14 protein-coding genes are annotated in these 16,362 nt (G+C 53.6%); 1 reads left to right on the top strand and 13 read right to left on the bottom strand.

Going from position 1 to position 16,362, the window contains the following annotated elements; genetic code table 11:
- Position 1: 1 nt before the first annotated feature.
- On the bottom strand, positions 2 to 1,462 hold the full coding sequence (locus tag JIN85_RS08400) for a M81 family metallopeptidase (RefSeq protein ID WP_200269582.1): 1,461 nt from the start codon (positions 1,460 to 1,462) through the stop codon (positions 2 to 4).
- A gap of 21 nt (positions 1,463 to 1,483) precedes the next feature.
- Positions 1,484 to 2,215, bottom strand: a complete 732-nt coding sequence (locus tag JIN85_RS08395) for a copper homeostasis protein CutC (RefSeq protein WP_200269580.1) — start codon at positions 2,213 to 2,215, stop codon at positions 1,484 to 1,486.
- A gap of 130 nt (positions 2,216 to 2,345) precedes the next feature.
- Here JIN85_RS08395 and JIN85_RS08390 point away from each other — a divergent pair, with 130 nt between their 5' ends.
- A complete protein-coding gene (locus JIN85_RS08390; RefSeq protein WP_200269578.1) occupies positions 2,346 to 3,464 on the top strand; it encodes a vWA domain-containing protein in 1,119 nt (372 codons plus the stop codon).
- 9 nt (positions 3,465 to 3,473) lie between these two features.
- Here the strand turns inward: JIN85_RS08390 and JIN85_RS08385 are convergent, their stop codons facing one another.
- The 11 genes from JIN85_RS08385 to JIN85_RS08335 all read right to left on the bottom strand — a co-directional run bounded on the left by JIN85_RS08385 (position 3,474) and on the right by JIN85_RS08335 (position 16,313).
- Positions 3,474 to 4,547, bottom strand: a complete 1,074-nt coding sequence (locus JIN85_RS08385; protein ID WP_200269573.1) for a polysaccharide biosynthesis/export family protein — start codon at positions 4,545 to 4,547, stop codon at positions 3,474 to 3,476.
- A complete protein-coding gene (locus JIN85_RS08380) occupies positions 4,544 to 5,578 on the bottom strand; it encodes a polysaccharide biosynthesis/export family protein (RefSeq protein WP_200269571.1) in 1,035 nt (344 codons plus the stop codon). Before JIN85_RS08380 ends, JIN85_RS08385 begins: the two co-directional genes overlap by 4 nt.
- On the bottom strand, positions 5,575 to 7,410 hold the full coding sequence (locus JIN85_RS08375; protein WP_200269569.1) for a GumC family protein: 1,836 nt from the start codon (positions 7,408 to 7,410) through the stop codon (positions 5,575 to 5,577). The genes JIN85_RS08380 and JIN85_RS08375 overlap by 4 nt, the downstream gene beginning before the upstream one ends.
- Positions 7,411 to 7,585: 175 nt before the next feature.
- Positions 7,586 to 8,719: a glycosyltransferase gene (locus JIN85_RS08370; protein WP_200269567.1), complete on the bottom strand. Its 1,134-nt coding sequence runs from the start codon at positions 8,717 to 8,719 to the stop codon at positions 7,586 to 7,588.
- On the bottom strand, positions 8,716 to 9,948 hold the full coding sequence (locus JIN85_RS08365; RefSeq protein WP_200269565.1) for a glycosyltransferase family 4 protein: 1,233 nt from the start codon (positions 9,946 to 9,948) through the stop codon (positions 8,716 to 8,718). Before JIN85_RS08365 ends, JIN85_RS08370 begins: the two co-directional genes overlap by 4 nt.
- Complete coding sequence (locus JIN85_RS08360; RefSeq protein ID WP_200269563.1) at positions 9,945 to 10,832, bottom strand: glycosyltransferase; 888 nt, start codon at positions 10,830 to 10,832, stop codon at positions 9,945 to 9,947. The genes JIN85_RS08365 and JIN85_RS08360 overlap by 4 nt, the downstream gene beginning before the upstream one ends.
- Positions 10,829 to 12,085 (bottom strand): glycosyltransferase family 4 protein, encoded by a 1,257-nt coding sequence (locus tag JIN85_RS08355; RefSeq protein ID WP_200269561.1) that lies wholly within the window; start codon positions 12,083 to 12,085, stop codon positions 10,829 to 10,831. Before JIN85_RS08355 ends, JIN85_RS08360 begins: the two co-directional genes overlap by 4 nt.
- A gap of 1 nt (position 12,086) precedes the next feature.
- A complete protein-coding gene (locus JIN85_RS08350; protein WP_200269559.1) occupies positions 12,087 to 13,232 on the bottom strand; it encodes an alkaline phosphatase family protein in 1,146 nt (381 codons plus the stop codon).
- Complete coding sequence (locus tag JIN85_RS08345) at positions 13,229 to 13,603, bottom strand: response regulator (RefSeq protein WP_200269557.1); 375 nt, start codon at positions 13,601 to 13,603, stop codon at positions 13,229 to 13,231. Before JIN85_RS08345 ends, JIN85_RS08350 begins: the two co-directional genes overlap by 4 nt.
- Positions 13,600 to 15,318 (bottom strand): SpoIIE family protein phosphatase, encoded by a 1,719-nt coding sequence (locus JIN85_RS08340; RefSeq protein ID WP_200269555.1) that lies wholly within the window; start codon positions 15,316 to 15,318, stop codon positions 13,600 to 13,602. Before JIN85_RS08340 ends, JIN85_RS08345 begins: the two co-directional genes overlap by 4 nt.
- Positions 15,315 to 16,313 (bottom strand): hypothetical protein, encoded by a 999-nt coding sequence (locus JIN85_RS08335; RefSeq protein ID WP_200269553.1) that lies wholly within the window; start codon positions 16,311 to 16,313, stop codon positions 15,315 to 15,317. Before JIN85_RS08335 ends, JIN85_RS08340 begins: the two co-directional genes overlap by 4 nt.
- Positions 16,314 to 16,362: the final 49 nt, after the last annotated feature.

Here is a 16,362-nt window from a genome sequence, read left to right as displayed (position 1 = left end):
TTTAGGAAATGACGGCGACGTTGAAATCTCCGGGATCGAAGTCCACATCAAGCGGGAACCACGGGCGGGCAACGCGCTGGTAGCTGAGTTGTGGAATGTCTTGATTCACGGCTCCAGGCGTCAGCGCGAGAAACGCCTGGCTGGCGGTTTCGTGAAGTTCCGGCTCAAGATAGCCAATTTTCACCGCCGTGATTTCAACCTGTTTTGGATCGAGCTCAAGTCGGGTAAACTCGCGGATGACATGAAATGGCTTGCGTTTGCTGGTGAGAATCAAATGCACGCCGCCCACGCGCAAGACCGCGAGGTCGCCGCCGATCGGATCGTCCGGGAGGAGAAATTCAACCGTTCCGGTCAGCTCCAATTCCTGGCCATGGACGGGGTCGAGTTTGCCGCCGATTTGCACCCTGGCTTCGTTGCCGATGCCGGCTTGTTGGCAAATTCCGACTGCCGTTGCACTGGGGATGCTGGCGTAAATGCACTGAACTTTCCCTGAGGCAATGTCTGGATGGGCAAGCAGGCGTTGCACCATGTACGGAATGTCGCCCGCACCGCCGGCTGTTGGATTGTCGCCGGAGTCACTGATGAATACCGCTTTTTGTTCCAGCGAAACCGCTTTGGCGATGCACGTATCCGCATCGAACGCTGGCACACCAAACTGGAAATCTTTGCGGGCATCCCAATAAATCCGGGCAATGCGCAATGCTTCTTCCCGACAAGTATCCGGATCGGTCCCGGTGACGACGACGCTGGCAGCATTTCTTGGTTCATCCGCCCAAACGTATCCAACCCACAGCGAGGCATCGAGAACCCCCTCGCGGGCATCTGATTGAGGAAGCGTGGCGTAGATGGAATTTCCTGGCTCGGTGAAGGTGCTGGTTCGCTCACCCGGCAAGCCGGCAGGGATTTTGGCCCATGCGCGGACGGGGCGGATTTGTTGATCCAGGCAATCCACCAACATGCGGCAGGCCTTTTCCCGGGTTTCCATGTAGTCGATGTGCGGAGCGGTCCGATAAGCGGTGAATACATCGACTTGCTCAACCAACTCGCGGGTCACGTTTCCGTGCAAATCCATCCCGGTGGTGATGAGGCAATCCGGGCCGACAACCTCCCGGATTGAACGGGCGAGATCGGCTTCCGCATCATCCATGCCGACGACGTTCATCGCACCATGGATGTCGAGATAGAAGCCATCCAATGGCAGGGCTTTACGCAGGCCTGTTAGAATTTCCTGTTTTAGAGCTTCGTAAGCATCTTGGCGAACGGACCCACCGGGGATGGCTTTGGCCTGGAGTAATGGGATCCACGTGATGTCCTCGTGATCGGCGATTTTCCAATCGGTTAGAAAATCATATCTCACCCGCATCTCATCGCCACGCAGGATCAGAAAGTCCTCAATTCCGGAGGTGAGGGGGGAAAAGGTGCAGCTTTCGATGGCGATCCCGCCGATGGCGATGCGTTTCATGGTGGATGGGCGTGACGGGCTTTATCCGTTTTGGATGATGGTGCGGATTTTGGATTCGTCTGCCACCCGGCGTGAAAATTCTGGCGGAAACAATGCCGCGCCCATGCTCGGACGGAGGTTTCTGAATTCCATGCCACTCTCAACCGGGCGGCGGCAGCTCAGGTGGAATTCCGGGGCCTCGGTGAGCGCGGCGATTTTGTGAATGTTGCGGGAAGTGATGCCACCGCCTGGAAGAATGATGATGCGATCACCGGCAGCTTTGACCAAATCGCGGATGAGGTCCGCTCCTTCAAGGACGCTGCTTTCCTGGCCGGATGTAAGAATGCGTTTGATGCCGAGCGAAGCTAATTGATCCAGTGCCTCAAATGGATCGCGGCACATATCAAACGCGCGGTGGAACGTAACCGGAAGAGGACCCGCCTCAGCGATCAAAGCTTTCGTTTTATCTTCGTCGATGGTGCCGTTGGCATTCAAGCAACCGATTACAACTCCGTCTGCCCCCAGTTTTTTAGCGACGGAAATATCTTCAAGCATCGCTTCCATTTCCTCGTCATTGAAAAGGAAATCACCGCCGCGCGCGCGGATGATGACCATCACGCCAAGTGTTACCCGACTGCGGACCGCTTTGATCATTCCGGCACTCGGTGTCAGGCCGCCTTCGAAAAGGCCTGCGCACAGTTCCACTCGCTTGGCGCCAGCTCGATCTGCGGCTATGGCGCTCTCTACTGAATCAATGCAGATTTCCAGAATCATGCCGCTGAACAAGCACCAGCCCGGCGCGGTTGGCGAGCAGGAATCGAGTTATTTCAGATGTTAGAGAATTTGCAGTGGCAGCGTCTGGAAATTTTGTGGTATCCGGTTTTATCTTTAAACCCGTAAAGTAATGCCATCACCCAAAAGCCCGCTGCCCCCTGGTAAAAAATCTGCATCACGCTGGAAAAAAATCGGGTTTGGAGCGTTATCGATTTCAGTTGTTTTCCATGTCTTATTGTTAATCGGTGGCTTGTATTGGATTTTGAAATCACCTCCACCTCCGCCGGAGAAGAAGGTCGATTTCCTGCCGAAAGGTGGTGGCGGGGGCGGGGGAGAAGCGCCATCGACTCCCAAGCGCATGATGTCCAGCCCGGTCGACCAGGTTGTGAACCGGGTCGCTGCACTGGATGCAGTGGGCGGATTTACCTTGCCCGAGCCGGATGACAGCAATCTTGCGATGACTTCCCTAGCTCCCCTAGGCGGTGGATTGGGCGGCATGGGCAGTGGCAGCGGCGGTGGCAATGGATCAGGCTTTGGCATGGGAACCGGTCCCGGAAATGGTATCGGGGTTGGCTTGGCCGGAGGCAGTGCCGCCAAGTTTTTCGAAATGAGCGTGACGGCCAGCCGCATCGCCTACGTGATCGACTTTTCCCTGTCCATGTCGGCCGGTGGGCGCGACCAACTGATGCGAAATGAATTGTCAAAATCCATTCAAGGTCTGGATAACAATTCGCAATACCAACTCATTTTCTTTTCGGGTCCCGCATGGGTTGCTGGAGATAAGGTGAGTGTCGATGATATGGGGGAAGCGATCGTAAAATCCGGCAATAGTACCTACAAATGGCAGGCCAATGATGTGTTCAGTTGGGAGCAGAAGGGCTCGCGCCAACGGCCGCAGTGGCTGACTGCGACACCGATCGAAATCGAGAAATCACTTTCACTCATCAAGAACACACAACTCGTCAACGGAACGGATTGGGAATCACCGATCAAGATGGCGATTGATATGACACCGCCCCCGGAAATGGTGTTTTTCATGACGGACGGTTCCATGTCGAACCGCGATATGATCAAGTTGGGCAAGGACTTGGCCCGGAAGGCTCGCAGCCGGAAGGTGGTTCTGAACACCGTTTCCATGATGTTGGACAAAACCCAAGATGGTGAAGCACTGAAGGCCATGCAATTCATGGCGGAAAGCACCGGTGGCCAATTCAAAAATATTGGCCATGATGGCAAGGTGACGAACTGATCTAACCGATCACTGGCCGCTGCCGACAGGGACGGAAATGATCGATTTCTCGTCCGAACCCACTGCGTTGGCACCTTCGTTCACCGCGATGGCGCGCGCGGCATCCCGGAAGATCAGCTCGACCGTATCTTCCGCGAGTTGCAGTGGTTTTCTCGGGATCCAGACGATATCTCCGGCCTTTAGGTGAACATTGGTTGCCTTGCCTGTTAGAATGGCTCGGAGATTGACGATGGCGGCTTGCGGTTTGGTCACCGAACCGCGGACGATGACCACCTGATCAATGTAAGCTCCGGGTGCAGGACCTCGTCCCTGGGCGATACACTGAATGAGCGAGAGGTCATCCTTGAACCCGATCGCACGCGGCGAGTTCACAGCGCCCAGCAACATGACGGATGCGGATTGGGCGGAGGGGAGATATACAAAATCATTATGCCGTAGATAAATGTTTTGCGAGGTATCTCCCTCCTTGATCAATTTGGTGAAATCGACCGGGAGAATGTTGCCATCACGGATCACCACACTGTTGGTTAGGTCCGCTAACTCTTCGGTGGTCCCGGAAAAGCGTGAGGTGAAGAGTCCACCTGCCTCTGCTATGGCTTCCAATACGGTGGTTGGTTGACGCAAGGGGTAGATGCCGGGTTTGAAAACCCGCCCGAGAATCCAATATCGGCGTGACCGAATTTCAGCCAGGCTCACATTGACGATGGGATTGGTATAATCCTTCTTAAGAGCTTCGGTGACGGTTTTGGTAAATTCCTTAACTGTCGAACCCTCAGCCCGAACGCCGCCGGCCAGATTGTAATAGACCATGCCATCCGGCATTACAAAAGTCCGTGCAAGAGTGTCGTCAACCTCAGCCACCTCGATTTCCAGAACATCACCAGCGCCGAGTTTGTAAGGATCTTGGCTTGGTTTCAGAGTTTCTGGAGGAAGAGTGCGGTGAGTTTCGATCGTCTGAAATTCAATATCCTCCGGTGCTTTTTGATCCACCCGAGGATCGAATTGTTTACCGGGAATGTTTTGTTGGCACGAGGTGAAACACCACGCCAACGCTAGGGAGAGATATGCCAAGGTGCGGATCATCTTCTGCCAGGTATGATAGGGTCGGTGATGATCGGATCGACGTTGAGGTTGATCCAGTTGGAAGTGGCGCTGCCGACAAAGGAATTGAGGGCGAGTTTCAATATTTCCTCTGCCTTGGTCCACGGGTGGTCGGCGACGTAGACGATGTCATTCGGTTGCAGCGCGAAGTCAGGTGCTTTAGCGGCGAGAATATCTTTTACGCTGATTTCAAAGGTCTCCGGTTTTTCAAAGCTTCCACGTACTACGAGTACCCGATCCGCCCAAGCGTGCTCGGTCATGCCACCGCGTCGGCTAAGTGCGCTGACCACCGTGACGTCCGGTGTTAGACCCTGCACCCCGGGATTGGTGACAGCACCAAAGACATAGTAGTCGTTACTAATGTTAGAGGCGAGGTAGATGAAATCATTGGGCTCGATTTCCACATTCTCATCCATTTTTCCCTCCAGGAACAACCGGCGAAAATTGATAGGCAGTCGCTTGCCGTTCCGGGAAAGGAAAGAGCGATCCAGATCCGCCAGCTCAATGGTGTTTTGTTCGAACAATCCTGTTTCCAAGCCACCCGCATTTGCGACGGCCTCGACCAGAGTCATTGGACGCTCCAAGGTGTAAACTCCGCGTTTCACCACTTTGCCCAAGACCGTGAAGCGTTTCGAGGCGACTTCGGCAGGTGTTAGAATCACCCGTGGTGACAGGAAATCTTTCGACAGCGCCTGCTCAATTTTCAATCGGGCTTCATCGATGGTTAGACCAGTCAGCTTGATATCTTTCGCTTGCAGATAACTGATCGTGCCATCGGGGCCGATCCGCATGGCTGGGCGATCGAGATCTGGTCTGCCGTAAAATGCAAAATTCAGCACGTCGCCGGGACCAAGCTCATATCGGGTTCTCCAGGAAGTCGGGCCAGGTGGAGCTTGATTTCCAGGAATGGCTTTCCCGGTTTCTGGTGCCGTCTCATTGCCTGCCGAGGGATCAGCATCAACGAGATTGCCCATCATGAAATAGGGCAAAAGAATGATGTAGAACCGATTCATGATGCACTTTTCTGGGAGATTTTTTTCGCTAGAAAAATAGAGGCAAAATCTGCGAGGCGGCGGAACATTCCCTTCGCCGGACTCATCCAGGCCAGGGTTCCATCGCACGGTTCCAAGTAAGATTGGATGACGGAAAGCGAACGCTCCACGTGATTCACCGACTCCTTGTCATTGGCGACGATCGAAATCCAGTAGTCGACATTTTCCAAAGTGCTACGGCTCTTTCCAGTCGGAACCATGGACGCTCTGAACAGGTGACAGGGAATTGGGTCGTCCGAGCGAAGCCATACCAATCCGGCCAGTGTTTGGTCAGCAGACCAATGGCCTTCAGGATCGAGATTTCTAACCCGGAGTGGGGCCATTTCGTCCTCCATCACTGCTCTCCCTAAATGACGCCAGAATCGATGTTCAGCGGCTTGATCCAATCCTGAAGTCCAGAACATGCAGTTCGAAATGCCATCAAGATGCGGGGATAGCGACGTGATCCAAAAGTTTTTGACCGCTTCATATTCGGCTTCCTCGGAGACTGTTGGGATGAGACCCATGAGTGGCGCCCGAGTTGCAACACAGCATTCGATCACCGAGCGGCGGGTCGAGCGGTGCGAGAGCAGCAAGCAGATGACTGCCGTCAAGCCACCGCCGAGACCTGCTCCAACAATTCCTAACAAGAGGGGAGCTTTGATCTTCGAGTTTTCGATCACGAGTCGCGGATCAGGTCCTTGGAAAACTTGCCAATAGCCGGGCGCACCGGATGCGTAGATTTCGGCTTCCTTCAAGCGGTTTGTTAGAAGTGACAGACCTTCCAGAATGTTATCCCGCTTCTTCTGCAGTGCTTGATAGCGGTTGATGATGCCTGGAAGATCTTTGAGGCGGCTGGATGCTTGCTCCTGCAATTTTTGCAGGGCATCGATTTTGCTCAGCGCTTGGACCTTTTCGTTCGTTAACTGAATGATATCCAGGTAGATCTGATTCCCGAGTGGAGTTCCGGTGTAATACTCGAGATCCGTGTCTTTCTTTTCCGAAAGGTCTTTGATCTGTTCTTCCAGATAGGCGATGCTTTGGAGTTTGGAAAGCACCTGCGGGTTGGAATCGGTGTAAGTCGACCGCAGGTTGGAAAGATCCTCTTGAGCATTTTTTAACTGCAATTCCAAGGGGCTTTGTCGCCGAAGTTGCTCCGTCAGTTTCTCAATTTGCTCAGTTTTGGATTTTGCCTCTATCCGCGCGGTTGCGAGATCGAGATCAATTTGTCCAAGTTGCGCAAGGATCGCTGCGACTTGGGAGTCGCTGGATAAAAACTCATTCTTTTCAGAAAATTCGAGTATTTCCCGATTGATGTCAGCAAACTGTTTTTCGAATGAGGCGACCTCGCTCTGCAAGGTGATGCGTACGCTTCGGGCCTCGGTTTGTTGAAAGCGTTTGGTGTAAGCGTTGATTTCGTCTGCCCAGATATTGGAAAAGCTGATCGCGTCTTTTGCGCTGAAGGGCGAATGATAGGTGATGAAGAAGATGTTGGTGCCTTCCAATTGGGAGGCTTCTACCAGCGTCTTCGGATCGAATTGTTCGAGTCCGTTTTTAGCCCGCTCCACCGCACGATCAAGCGGCTCGGAAGCAAGCAAGGTGGCGAGCAGAGTCGCGTCATTCAGATCACCGGGCTGGAAAGCTTCCCCTGTATCCGAAGTTTGGACCGTTTGCGGCACCGGCCGTTTGATCAATGAAAGGGAGATCGAATAAGACGGTGTGTGCAATGCGAGCCCTGCTAGTCCACCGAGCACACCGAATAAAAGCATGCCTGCGGTGATGAACGGCCAGCGTGTTAGAACACCACCTAACAAACGGATCGGATCGGTCGGAAGAGGGAAATTGAACCCTTTTTTGGGTGGGGTAGGGGCGGCAAGGGATGCATCTGCCGTAAGCTCGACGTCAGATGATGGCGAAGATCCCGAAGAAATGCCGGGGATAGGCTGGTCAGATTTGTTTCGGATAACTTAAAGAATAAGGAGCCGAGGCTCAGATGGCAAGTGAGAACACCGTCTCAGCGAACGAGTTTGAGAAAGAGTCAAGTGACATTTCCTGGCGCACCCGGGCAACCAGCTCAGGTGCAGGTGAAGGTTTACCTGATTGGATGAATTTCGCAATGATCGCAGCGAGAGCATTTTGTTGATTTGGAGTAAATCTCCATTCGTCTGGCAAGACGTCCTTCATGCCATCGCGATCGCTGGCGATTACGGTGGTCCCCGTGCATAGACATTCTAACATGACCAATGGCAAACCTTCATAACGCGATGGAATTACCAAGGCATCCAGTGCTGGATAGAGAACCGCCGGATCGGACCAATCGAGGAGAGTGCTGGTGATTCCAGCATTGTCGAGCAGTTGCTTTAGGGAATCCTTGTCCGGTCCATCTCCAGCGAAAACCAGGTGGATTCGATCGGTCAGCGTTGCTTCACCGGCCACGGCGCGGACTAGTAGATCTTGTTGTTTCTGACTGAATTCAAGTCTTCCGACCATGCCAAGTACGGTTCCATCCGTAGGAATGCCAAGCGCGATACGGGATTCGGTTTTATCCGCGGGGCGGAATCGGTTCACATCCACGCCGTTGTAGACGATATGTATCGGACAGGTGGCGCCACGGAGCTTGAGCATGGCTGCCATTTCCTCGGTGATGGTGATGAAGCTATCCGGCAGCTTGAACAACGGACCGCAAAATAAATCGCGGGCGGCTCCAAGTTTTGCACCCATCTCCGCATTGGAATGTGGGACCGGAATGTAACTTGTTGATCGAATGCCTGCTTTTCTGGAGGCGATGAGTGCCAGTGAAGAATGCTCGATGTTTCCCTGAACGGCAACGACCAGCGATGGGTTGATCTCCCGAAAACGTTTCGACAACTTCGTCGCTCGACCGGGATACAAGCGGTTTTTGGCAGCTTCCAATTTCGAGGATTGATAGGGCAGAAGTTCGATTTCCAATTGAGGGAACCTGGATTGAATCGCGTTCAGGCGCTCGACCAACTTCTGATTTGCTGCGGATGCCAGAAAGTGGAGAGGGGAGGTGTTGCGAGATAAAATCGCCTCAAGTCCGAGCAGGGACATGACCTCATGACCGCCGAACACCGGGCTGTCATCATAGAAAAGGATTTTCATGATCCTTCGGCTTGGGTCAGGAACTCTTCGATTTGGCTCGTGATCGGATCGAGATCGAATTTCTCACGAACTTCCGTCAGACCCGTTGAGGCGATGGATTCGCGCAGGCTGCTTGATTCGCTCAATTCCTTGATTCGTTGAGCGTAGAGTTCGGGCTGGGCGGCGCCAGCGATCAGGCAATTGTCCTTGTCGCGCGCGAGTTCTTTTTGCCCGCCATCCAATGAAGTGATCACCGGAAGGCCGGAGGCCATGGCTTCCAAGGGGGTCAACGCAAAAGGTTCGCCCCAGTTCGAGGTGAAGAGCAAAGCATCGTATTGAGAATAGAGTCCCCGCATTTCCGCGGCAGGTGCCAACCGAAGTCTAACGAATTCTGTTAGATTGAGTTTGGAGATCTCATCGTTGACGATGCTTGTGTAGGCAGCATCTCCTTTTCCGAACAGATCAAGAGTCAGATGCGTGAGACCAAGTTGGTGGGCATGATACAAGGCGCGAATTGCGGTGAGTGGATCTTTGTCCTCCGACAGTCGGCCGACCCACAGAAGCTTTGAAAACCCGGAGTGATCTTGCTTCACGGTAAAACCGCCGGTGTCGATTCCACAATGAATGACCGATGCGTGAGAGACCGGCCAGCCTTTAGAAACCGTGTGGTCACGCATGAAGGCGCTGCAAAAATAGATGTTCTTGAATCGAAGTTTCTTGGCCGATGCAGTGGGCGCGATTTGATCGAGTTTTTTCCGTAAACCGATCGTCTCAGCGAACTTGCGTGCGAAAACTCGTCCTTTCGATCCAGCGTCATTCCACCAGGAAAGCCACACATCTCCTGCGATACTGCGGGCGATCCAGTGATCTGAAATATCGTATACATGTGGGATGCCGCAATTTTCTAACCGGTGCAGCAGAGATTTGGAAATACCGCCGAGATTCCAGACATGAATCAGGTCGGGCTGGAAGGAGTCGATCTCTGCTTGCAGGGCTCGATGATTGTGAGCTTCCAGCGCGTAGAGCTGATGGATCGGCAACCACGGGTGGCCGAAAAATCCGTGAATTCTTAGCTTTCTTGCAACGTGAGGTTGCGCAATTTCCTCTCTGTCCGGGACATGATGATCGGATGTCAGAATGCGCACATCATGCCCACGCTGCATGATTCTTTCCATGATGTCACGGCAGCGGATTTCATAACCCCCGATTTCATGGGGTGGGTAAAGGTTCGAGATGGCTAGAATTTTCATGTGTCACGTTGGTAATGTTTCCATCCTGCGCGATAGCCGTCATTGCGACCGAGTCGTTGGTAAAAACGCACCGCAGCGGCATGCGGCATTTCTGTTAGGCGGTGATTGGCCGCGCACCATTTCAAATCCTTGCGGGTATCATTTGCCCAACCCAGTCCGATGGCGAGCCAGCGCGTGAGTGCATTTTCCGGAGGTTTTTCGGCTGTGGCCGCCATTGCTTTGGCGTCGCCAAAAGCCCGCTTGTAGGATTGCTGAAGCGTGTAGTTGTGCGAATGCATGACGACGGATTTTTCGGAAAACGGAATTTGATAACCATTCTCGATCAAGCGGCGCGTCCATTCATCATCTTCCGCGTATTGGAGATCCTCGCGGAACGGGTGGGCATCCAGCACGGAGCGGTGAGTGATGCTGCTTACCATGCTGAAAAAATGTTCCCAGTTTGCAGACTCACGCTGCGGACCGAAGCACTGTTCAAGTCCATGGGCAAATACTGCCTGACAGTCCGGGCGGGCGATTTGTCGGGAAAAAGCGGCTCCAAAATTCGGAGTCTCGATAGCAGTTGTTAGAAGTTCCTTCAGCCAATCCGTGCCGACAGGTTCGGCATCCGCATTCAGATAGATGATCCAGTCATGGCTTGCTTCGGCAGCGCCCCGGTTCATCACCACACCTGGAACATACTCGCTCGGTTTGATTTGGATCAGCTTCGCAGGATTGGCAGCGGCAAGGGTTTCCAGAGAGCCGTCCGTCGAGCCTGAATCAATGACGATCAACTCGATTTCACCATCAAAAGTTTGATTGAAGAGTTGTCGAAGCGTGCCGCCGACGGCCCACCCTTCGTCTTTGCATCGCATCACCACGGATACGGCTTTAGGAAATTCGGTCATAGTTCCCGTTGGCGTTCTTCCGCCGATTGATAGATTTGTTCGAGTTGTGCGTTGACTGCTTTCCAAGTGTAGTGCGCCTGAATTTTAGCCGCCCCGGCTCGCGCAAGTGCAGGTCCGAGATCCGGCTCATCTGCAATCCTTGCCATGCATGCCGTTAGGGCAGGAGCATTGGACGATGGAAAATGGAGGCCGTCTTTTTCATGATCAACCAATCGTTGCAGTCCCCCGATGTTGGAGGCGATGACTGGCACGCCGGATGCCCATGCTTCCAGCACGACAATCCCGAATGGCTCGTGGCGGGAAGGAAGTACAAAGGCATCAAGAGCTGTTAGAAGATTCCGATGCAGTTCGGATTCAGCCACTACAGCGGGATGAATGGTGACCAGATTGCCCAAATGGAGGCGAGCGATGGCTCCCAGAATTTCCTGAAGGTAGGTTTGGCTGGTGACCGGCCCGCCAAGCAATAGACGGAAATTTTTCTTGGGTTGTGAGGCTACCAAGGCGGCGAATGCTTCCACTAAAAGCAATTGATTTTTCTGCGGATCAATCCGGCTGAGGCAGCCAAACCCGATCGCATCTTCCGGCCAGTCGAGGGCGTGACGGCCAGCGATGCGGTTGCCATTGGCAAATGACTCGGCATTCACACCGTTGGGCAAATGATGAATCCGATCGTGAGGAAGGATCTCTTTCGCCTTCTCATATTCGGAATAGCCAACGCAAAGAACGGCGTCGACGTCATGAAGCAGATGCCGCGAACGAAACAGTGCACCGAACGGTTTTCCCCATTCAAAGTGACCTTCTTGTGCTTCCACGATCGACGCTGCTTCAGATTCCGGGACATCGAAAATATTTCCATGCAGTGTGACAACGCACGGCTTCTTACGCCATCGGGCAGCTGTTAGAACCGAGCCGCCCATGCGTTTCAGGACGTGGGCATGATAGATTCTGACATTTTTGGCAGTCAGCAGATGCCGGAAAAGATCGAGCGAAAGGAGATTGCCGCCTTTTTTGTCCAGCGCGTGGATTTCATCAGCGGAAAGGCCGAAGAATGGATATTGGTAACGATAACGACGGATCGGGATGTCTTTCCAAACCTCCGACGGGATAGAAGCAAGTGCTCGTGAAGTATGGATTTCAGGTTGATAGCCGAGAGCTTGCTGCTGGCGGCACAAATTATAAATGACGCTTTCCGTGCCTCCCCATTCGTCGATGGCGAAGCGTCGCGGAACATGCAGGATGCGCGTGTTGGTCATTTCAGGATGAAGCAGCTTTCCGCATTACCGGAAAGATCTGGGTTAGATTTTGAACCGGCAGGGTTTCATGACTGGACATCCAGGCAGCCGCGCTATCGATGTGCTCTGGAGCGTAGCCGTGCATCGCGGTCACCTTGCGTTGATTGAGAAAGGATGGCACGAAGAGTGAACCTGAAGGGAGCAGGTAGAACAGCTCGCCGAATTTTCGATCGGGAAACAGGCAGCCATAGCCCGCGAGTTGTTCATCAGTTAGAACCTGACCGTCTTTTTGTTCCTGGAGCCAGGTGGTTGCGGTTTTTCTAACAGAATCGTCCGCGAACCAGAAGCGAGCCATCGTCGAATCCCAGACCGCTGTGTAGTCTCGGCCAAATTTCAACCCGAGCTTCTCCCAGCGGGGAAGCAGGTCGGAGCATTGATGGACATCCGCCATGCCGTGGTCGCTGAATAGGTGGAGGCGGACTTCCTGGTAGTGTCGAGCCGCAGTGTCCGCGATGGATCTGAGGTTTTTCGCAAAGGTGTCAAATGCTTCGTCGACCTGTGGATGGTCCGTGCCGTATCGATGCATTGCGGCGTCCAGTCTGGCGGTGAAGAGGTAAAGCAGTTCGACATCTCCTTTTTCAATTTCTCGTTTGGCGTGATCGATGTTCTCCGGATCGCTCAATCTCCAGTTCGATCGTGTCCAGGGTTTTCCGGATTCCTGCCAATGTTCGAAGATGGTGCGCTGGCCACCATTGATACCGCCTGGCTCGTAGATATCTTTTTTCTCGGTGTAGTCGAGATAGGGAAGTTTTGAAAAAGGCACACTGTAGAGCTGGAAGTAACCGGTGTAGCCTTGGCGGGCGGCAATGAACTTCGAGACCTTGTTTCTGACGCGATGGTGCCCGGCGACGAGTTCAGGGAGAAATCCGAGGTGGCGCAGGGATTTGAAGGGGCTTTGATTTTCCTTCGCTTTTACAAAGAAGGAAAAGTGCCCGTGGTCCTGGGGCAGTGCTCCTGTTAGAATCGTCGGATCGCAGGTTGATGAGTAGCCGAGCAGGGTTTCGCAGCGGTTTCGGACGGGTAACAGGTCCTCTACAAATTTCCTGCGCGAAGCTATGTTCCAGCCGAGAGCGTCGGCGAAGATGAAAATGTCGATCTTGGCTTTCATCCCGCCTCGACTCCTGTTAGATTACGGATCGTCTGGATGAGTTGAAGCGGCGAAAATGGTTTGCCAAAGACCTCGCTGGCACCCTCGCTGCGAAGGCTGTCGATGACCTCGGGCGTTGCCCTTCCAGTAACAAAGACAACCGGGACGGTTTCCCGGCCGGGGATGCGGTGAAGCTCACGCATGACTTCCGGGCCCCGGATATCCGGTAATTCGAAGTCAAGAATGACCAGATCAGGTCGTGTGATCGACGCGCTTTCGATCATGCTTTTCCCCGTGGTGAAAAAGCTTCCCTGGATCTGATTCCGTTGGAAATGGATCTGATAGAGACGTGAGATGACAAAATCATCTTCTGCTACAAAAATGCGTTTCATGGGAGCATGTCGAGGGTGAGAATGGTGCAATCATCTTCCAGCACGGGGCCGCAATAATTTGCAATGTGGCCGCGGAGTTGTTCCCAAAGATGCTGGGCCGGACGTTTTCGTTGAGAGTCGATGAAATCTACAAATTTGTGCCATCCCTGGCTTTCTTCTTTCCGATCCCACTCGTAGCAACCATCGGTAACGAAGACGAATCGTTCGCCGCCTTGGAGCTCGATCATGTCGTTTTGATAGGAAACATCCGAGATGATTCCGATCGGTGGGCCGGATGGATCCAGGAAGGTTCTAACATCATTGGCATCGTAGTAGAACGTCGGGCAATGTCCGGCACTGGCGTGTTCCATGGACTTGCCATCTTTGCTGACCCGTGCGATTGCGCAGGTGATGAACATGGTAAGATTGCCCAATTGTTCGCAAAGGGTTTCGTTGATGGTTTCCAGAATCTTTGCCGCAGATCCTGAATTGACGGACAAGGTGAAGGCGGTTTTGAAAATACTCGCCAAAAGCGCGGCTGAGACCCCTTTACCCATCACATCGATGATGGCCATGACCAGGTTACCATCCTTGTCCAGCTTGGCGATCGCGTAGTCACCGGCAATGCTGAGCGAGCTGTCTTGATGAATTGATAACTCCCATTTGGGGGACGGGGGCGCGGGCAGAATCGGCAAAAGCGCTTTTTGAATGCCGACGGCGATTTCCAGTTCCCGAAGATCCTTCTGGGACTGGTCGCGAATGGTTGTTAGATATGCATTGGCGCAGGCGATTCCGCAAAGGTCTGCCAAGGTGCGCAGTGTGCCGAGCGAGCGGAAGCGCATGGTCGAGCTTCCGGGTTTTCGCAAGACCACGAGCGCGCCGAAATGGATATCGCCAGCGAGAATCGGAAACACGCAGCCGGATCCCGTGGAGCGAAGTCCTGGATGATCCAGGTTTTGTCGCGCCAGATCCTCATTGTTTTCCCACATGATTTCGCGGGTGAGAGAGCCAAGCGTTCTCAGTGCTGGATCTGCTTCTTCTGGATCCAGGAACCATGGGGCATTCGACAAGGATGCTCGAATGTTGTCAGGGATCTTGGGTGAGCCTTGAAGGAAAATCCGATCATTCGGACGGAGTGCGAGGAATTCATTGAGTGAGCCATCAATGAATTCCTGGAGATTGCCGCTTTCGATCAAATTCTCCGCGAGGCGATTGAAGAACGACAAACTTTCATAGCTGGATGAAAGTTCCTCCAGAGTTTTTTCCATCTCATCATCCATCACCAGAATGCGTCCCATGCCGGGATACTTCTTGGTGATTTCCAATCGGAATCCCGGGTTGCTGCGCCAGCTGCGGATTTCGTCGGCGAAATCATTCAGAATGAAAAGTCCACGGCCGGATTCCGAGGTTGGATCTTCCGGCAGCTGTGGGTTTTTCAATTGCTCATCGGACGGCCCGTTTCCGGGATCTTCCGCAGAGAGCATGATGGCACCATCCATCAATGCCCATTCGACGGTTACAGATTTGGACGGATCGCTTTGTGCTCCGTGAAAGATGGCGTTGAAGATGATTTCGTTAAAAATCAGCCGCCAATGGACGAGTTCTTCTTCCGGAATGCCGCCGTTGGTGAGGGTATCGATGAAACGCGTCCTGAGCGCCTCCACCATTTTCCCATCAGCGGGGAAGGTGAAGCGCAGGACGTCGGATTGGTTGGGCAGGAGTTCCCTTTGATTCATGATGGGGACAGATCCGCTGGTTTCAGGTTGCGGGTGAAATCAATGATGGCGGAGCGCAGAGTGGCAGGGGGCAGGGCGGCTTGATAGACCGCGTGCAGTGCTTCGTCAGGCTCGTCGGGTGAGTGGCAGCCTTGGCAATCCGCGTAGGAAAAAACTCCAACGGTGGCGTGGCTGATGATGTTTTGCCAATCCGGGCTCAGGCTCTCGAATTGCTCCCGGGATCTCGGCAGGACACCAAATAATTGCATTTTTCCTTTCCAAACCAAGGGTAACCAGGAGCGGCGGACTTGAAGGCCATGCCCCGGATTGCCTCGAAGATCCAGACCATCAAAGGTGTGGAAGGTCTCCGGGGAGCTGCCTTGGGAGGACCGGGATGTTAGATAAAGTTTCAGGGCGAGAAGTCGGTCTTTCAATGGCACAACCGGATGGGTCCCGGAAAGATCCGATGCAATGTGCGCCTCGATTCGGTCAATGCGCGCGCGATTCCTGCGGTTGAAAAGTGTGCTGCCAACCAAAAGGCAATCTTCCAATGCCGTCACCGGACCGAGATAGGAATGGGGTGAGACGTGGGAGCGCGTGATCTGATTGGCACCAGCCAAAAGAGCGCCTTGAGAAATGACCGCATATGGTCCGATTTCGCAATCGGGACCAATGAGCACATCGTCGCCGATGAAATACGGAGGAATCAGTTTTGCCTCCGGGTGAATCCGACAGGATGAGCCGATGCAGAGGAGGTCCCCCATGGAGTCCGCGTGGAGCTGGTCCAGCCACAACTTTTCCATTTCAGCTGCCCGGTCGAGCAGATCCCAGCCATTTTCAGGCAAACTTGGCAGTGGATGGCCAGGAAGGTGATCCACGAGGGTTGCCGTAGTTGGGGCATCCTCATTCGAGCTGATCGAAATGGTTTCCGTGGCTAGCGGCCAGATGGTCGATCGTTCTAACAATTGCCTGACTTCAGCCGGGCGGTCTGCCACATACACTCGGACTTTTTCCATGCCGAGGTTGGTTGCGTGGTCCAGCCAGTGATGGAGCAGGCATTGGTCA

Source organism: Luteolibacter pohnpeiensis (assembly GCF_016595435.1).
In the GTDB taxonomy this organism is placed as follows: domain Bacteria; phylum Verrucomicrobiota; class Verrucomicrobiia; order Verrucomicrobiales; family Akkermansiaceae; genus Luteolibacter; species Luteolibacter pohnpeiensis.
The sequence above is the reverse complement of the archived record's forward strand: the minus strand, read 5'-3'. Positions and strand labels throughout refer to the sequence as shown.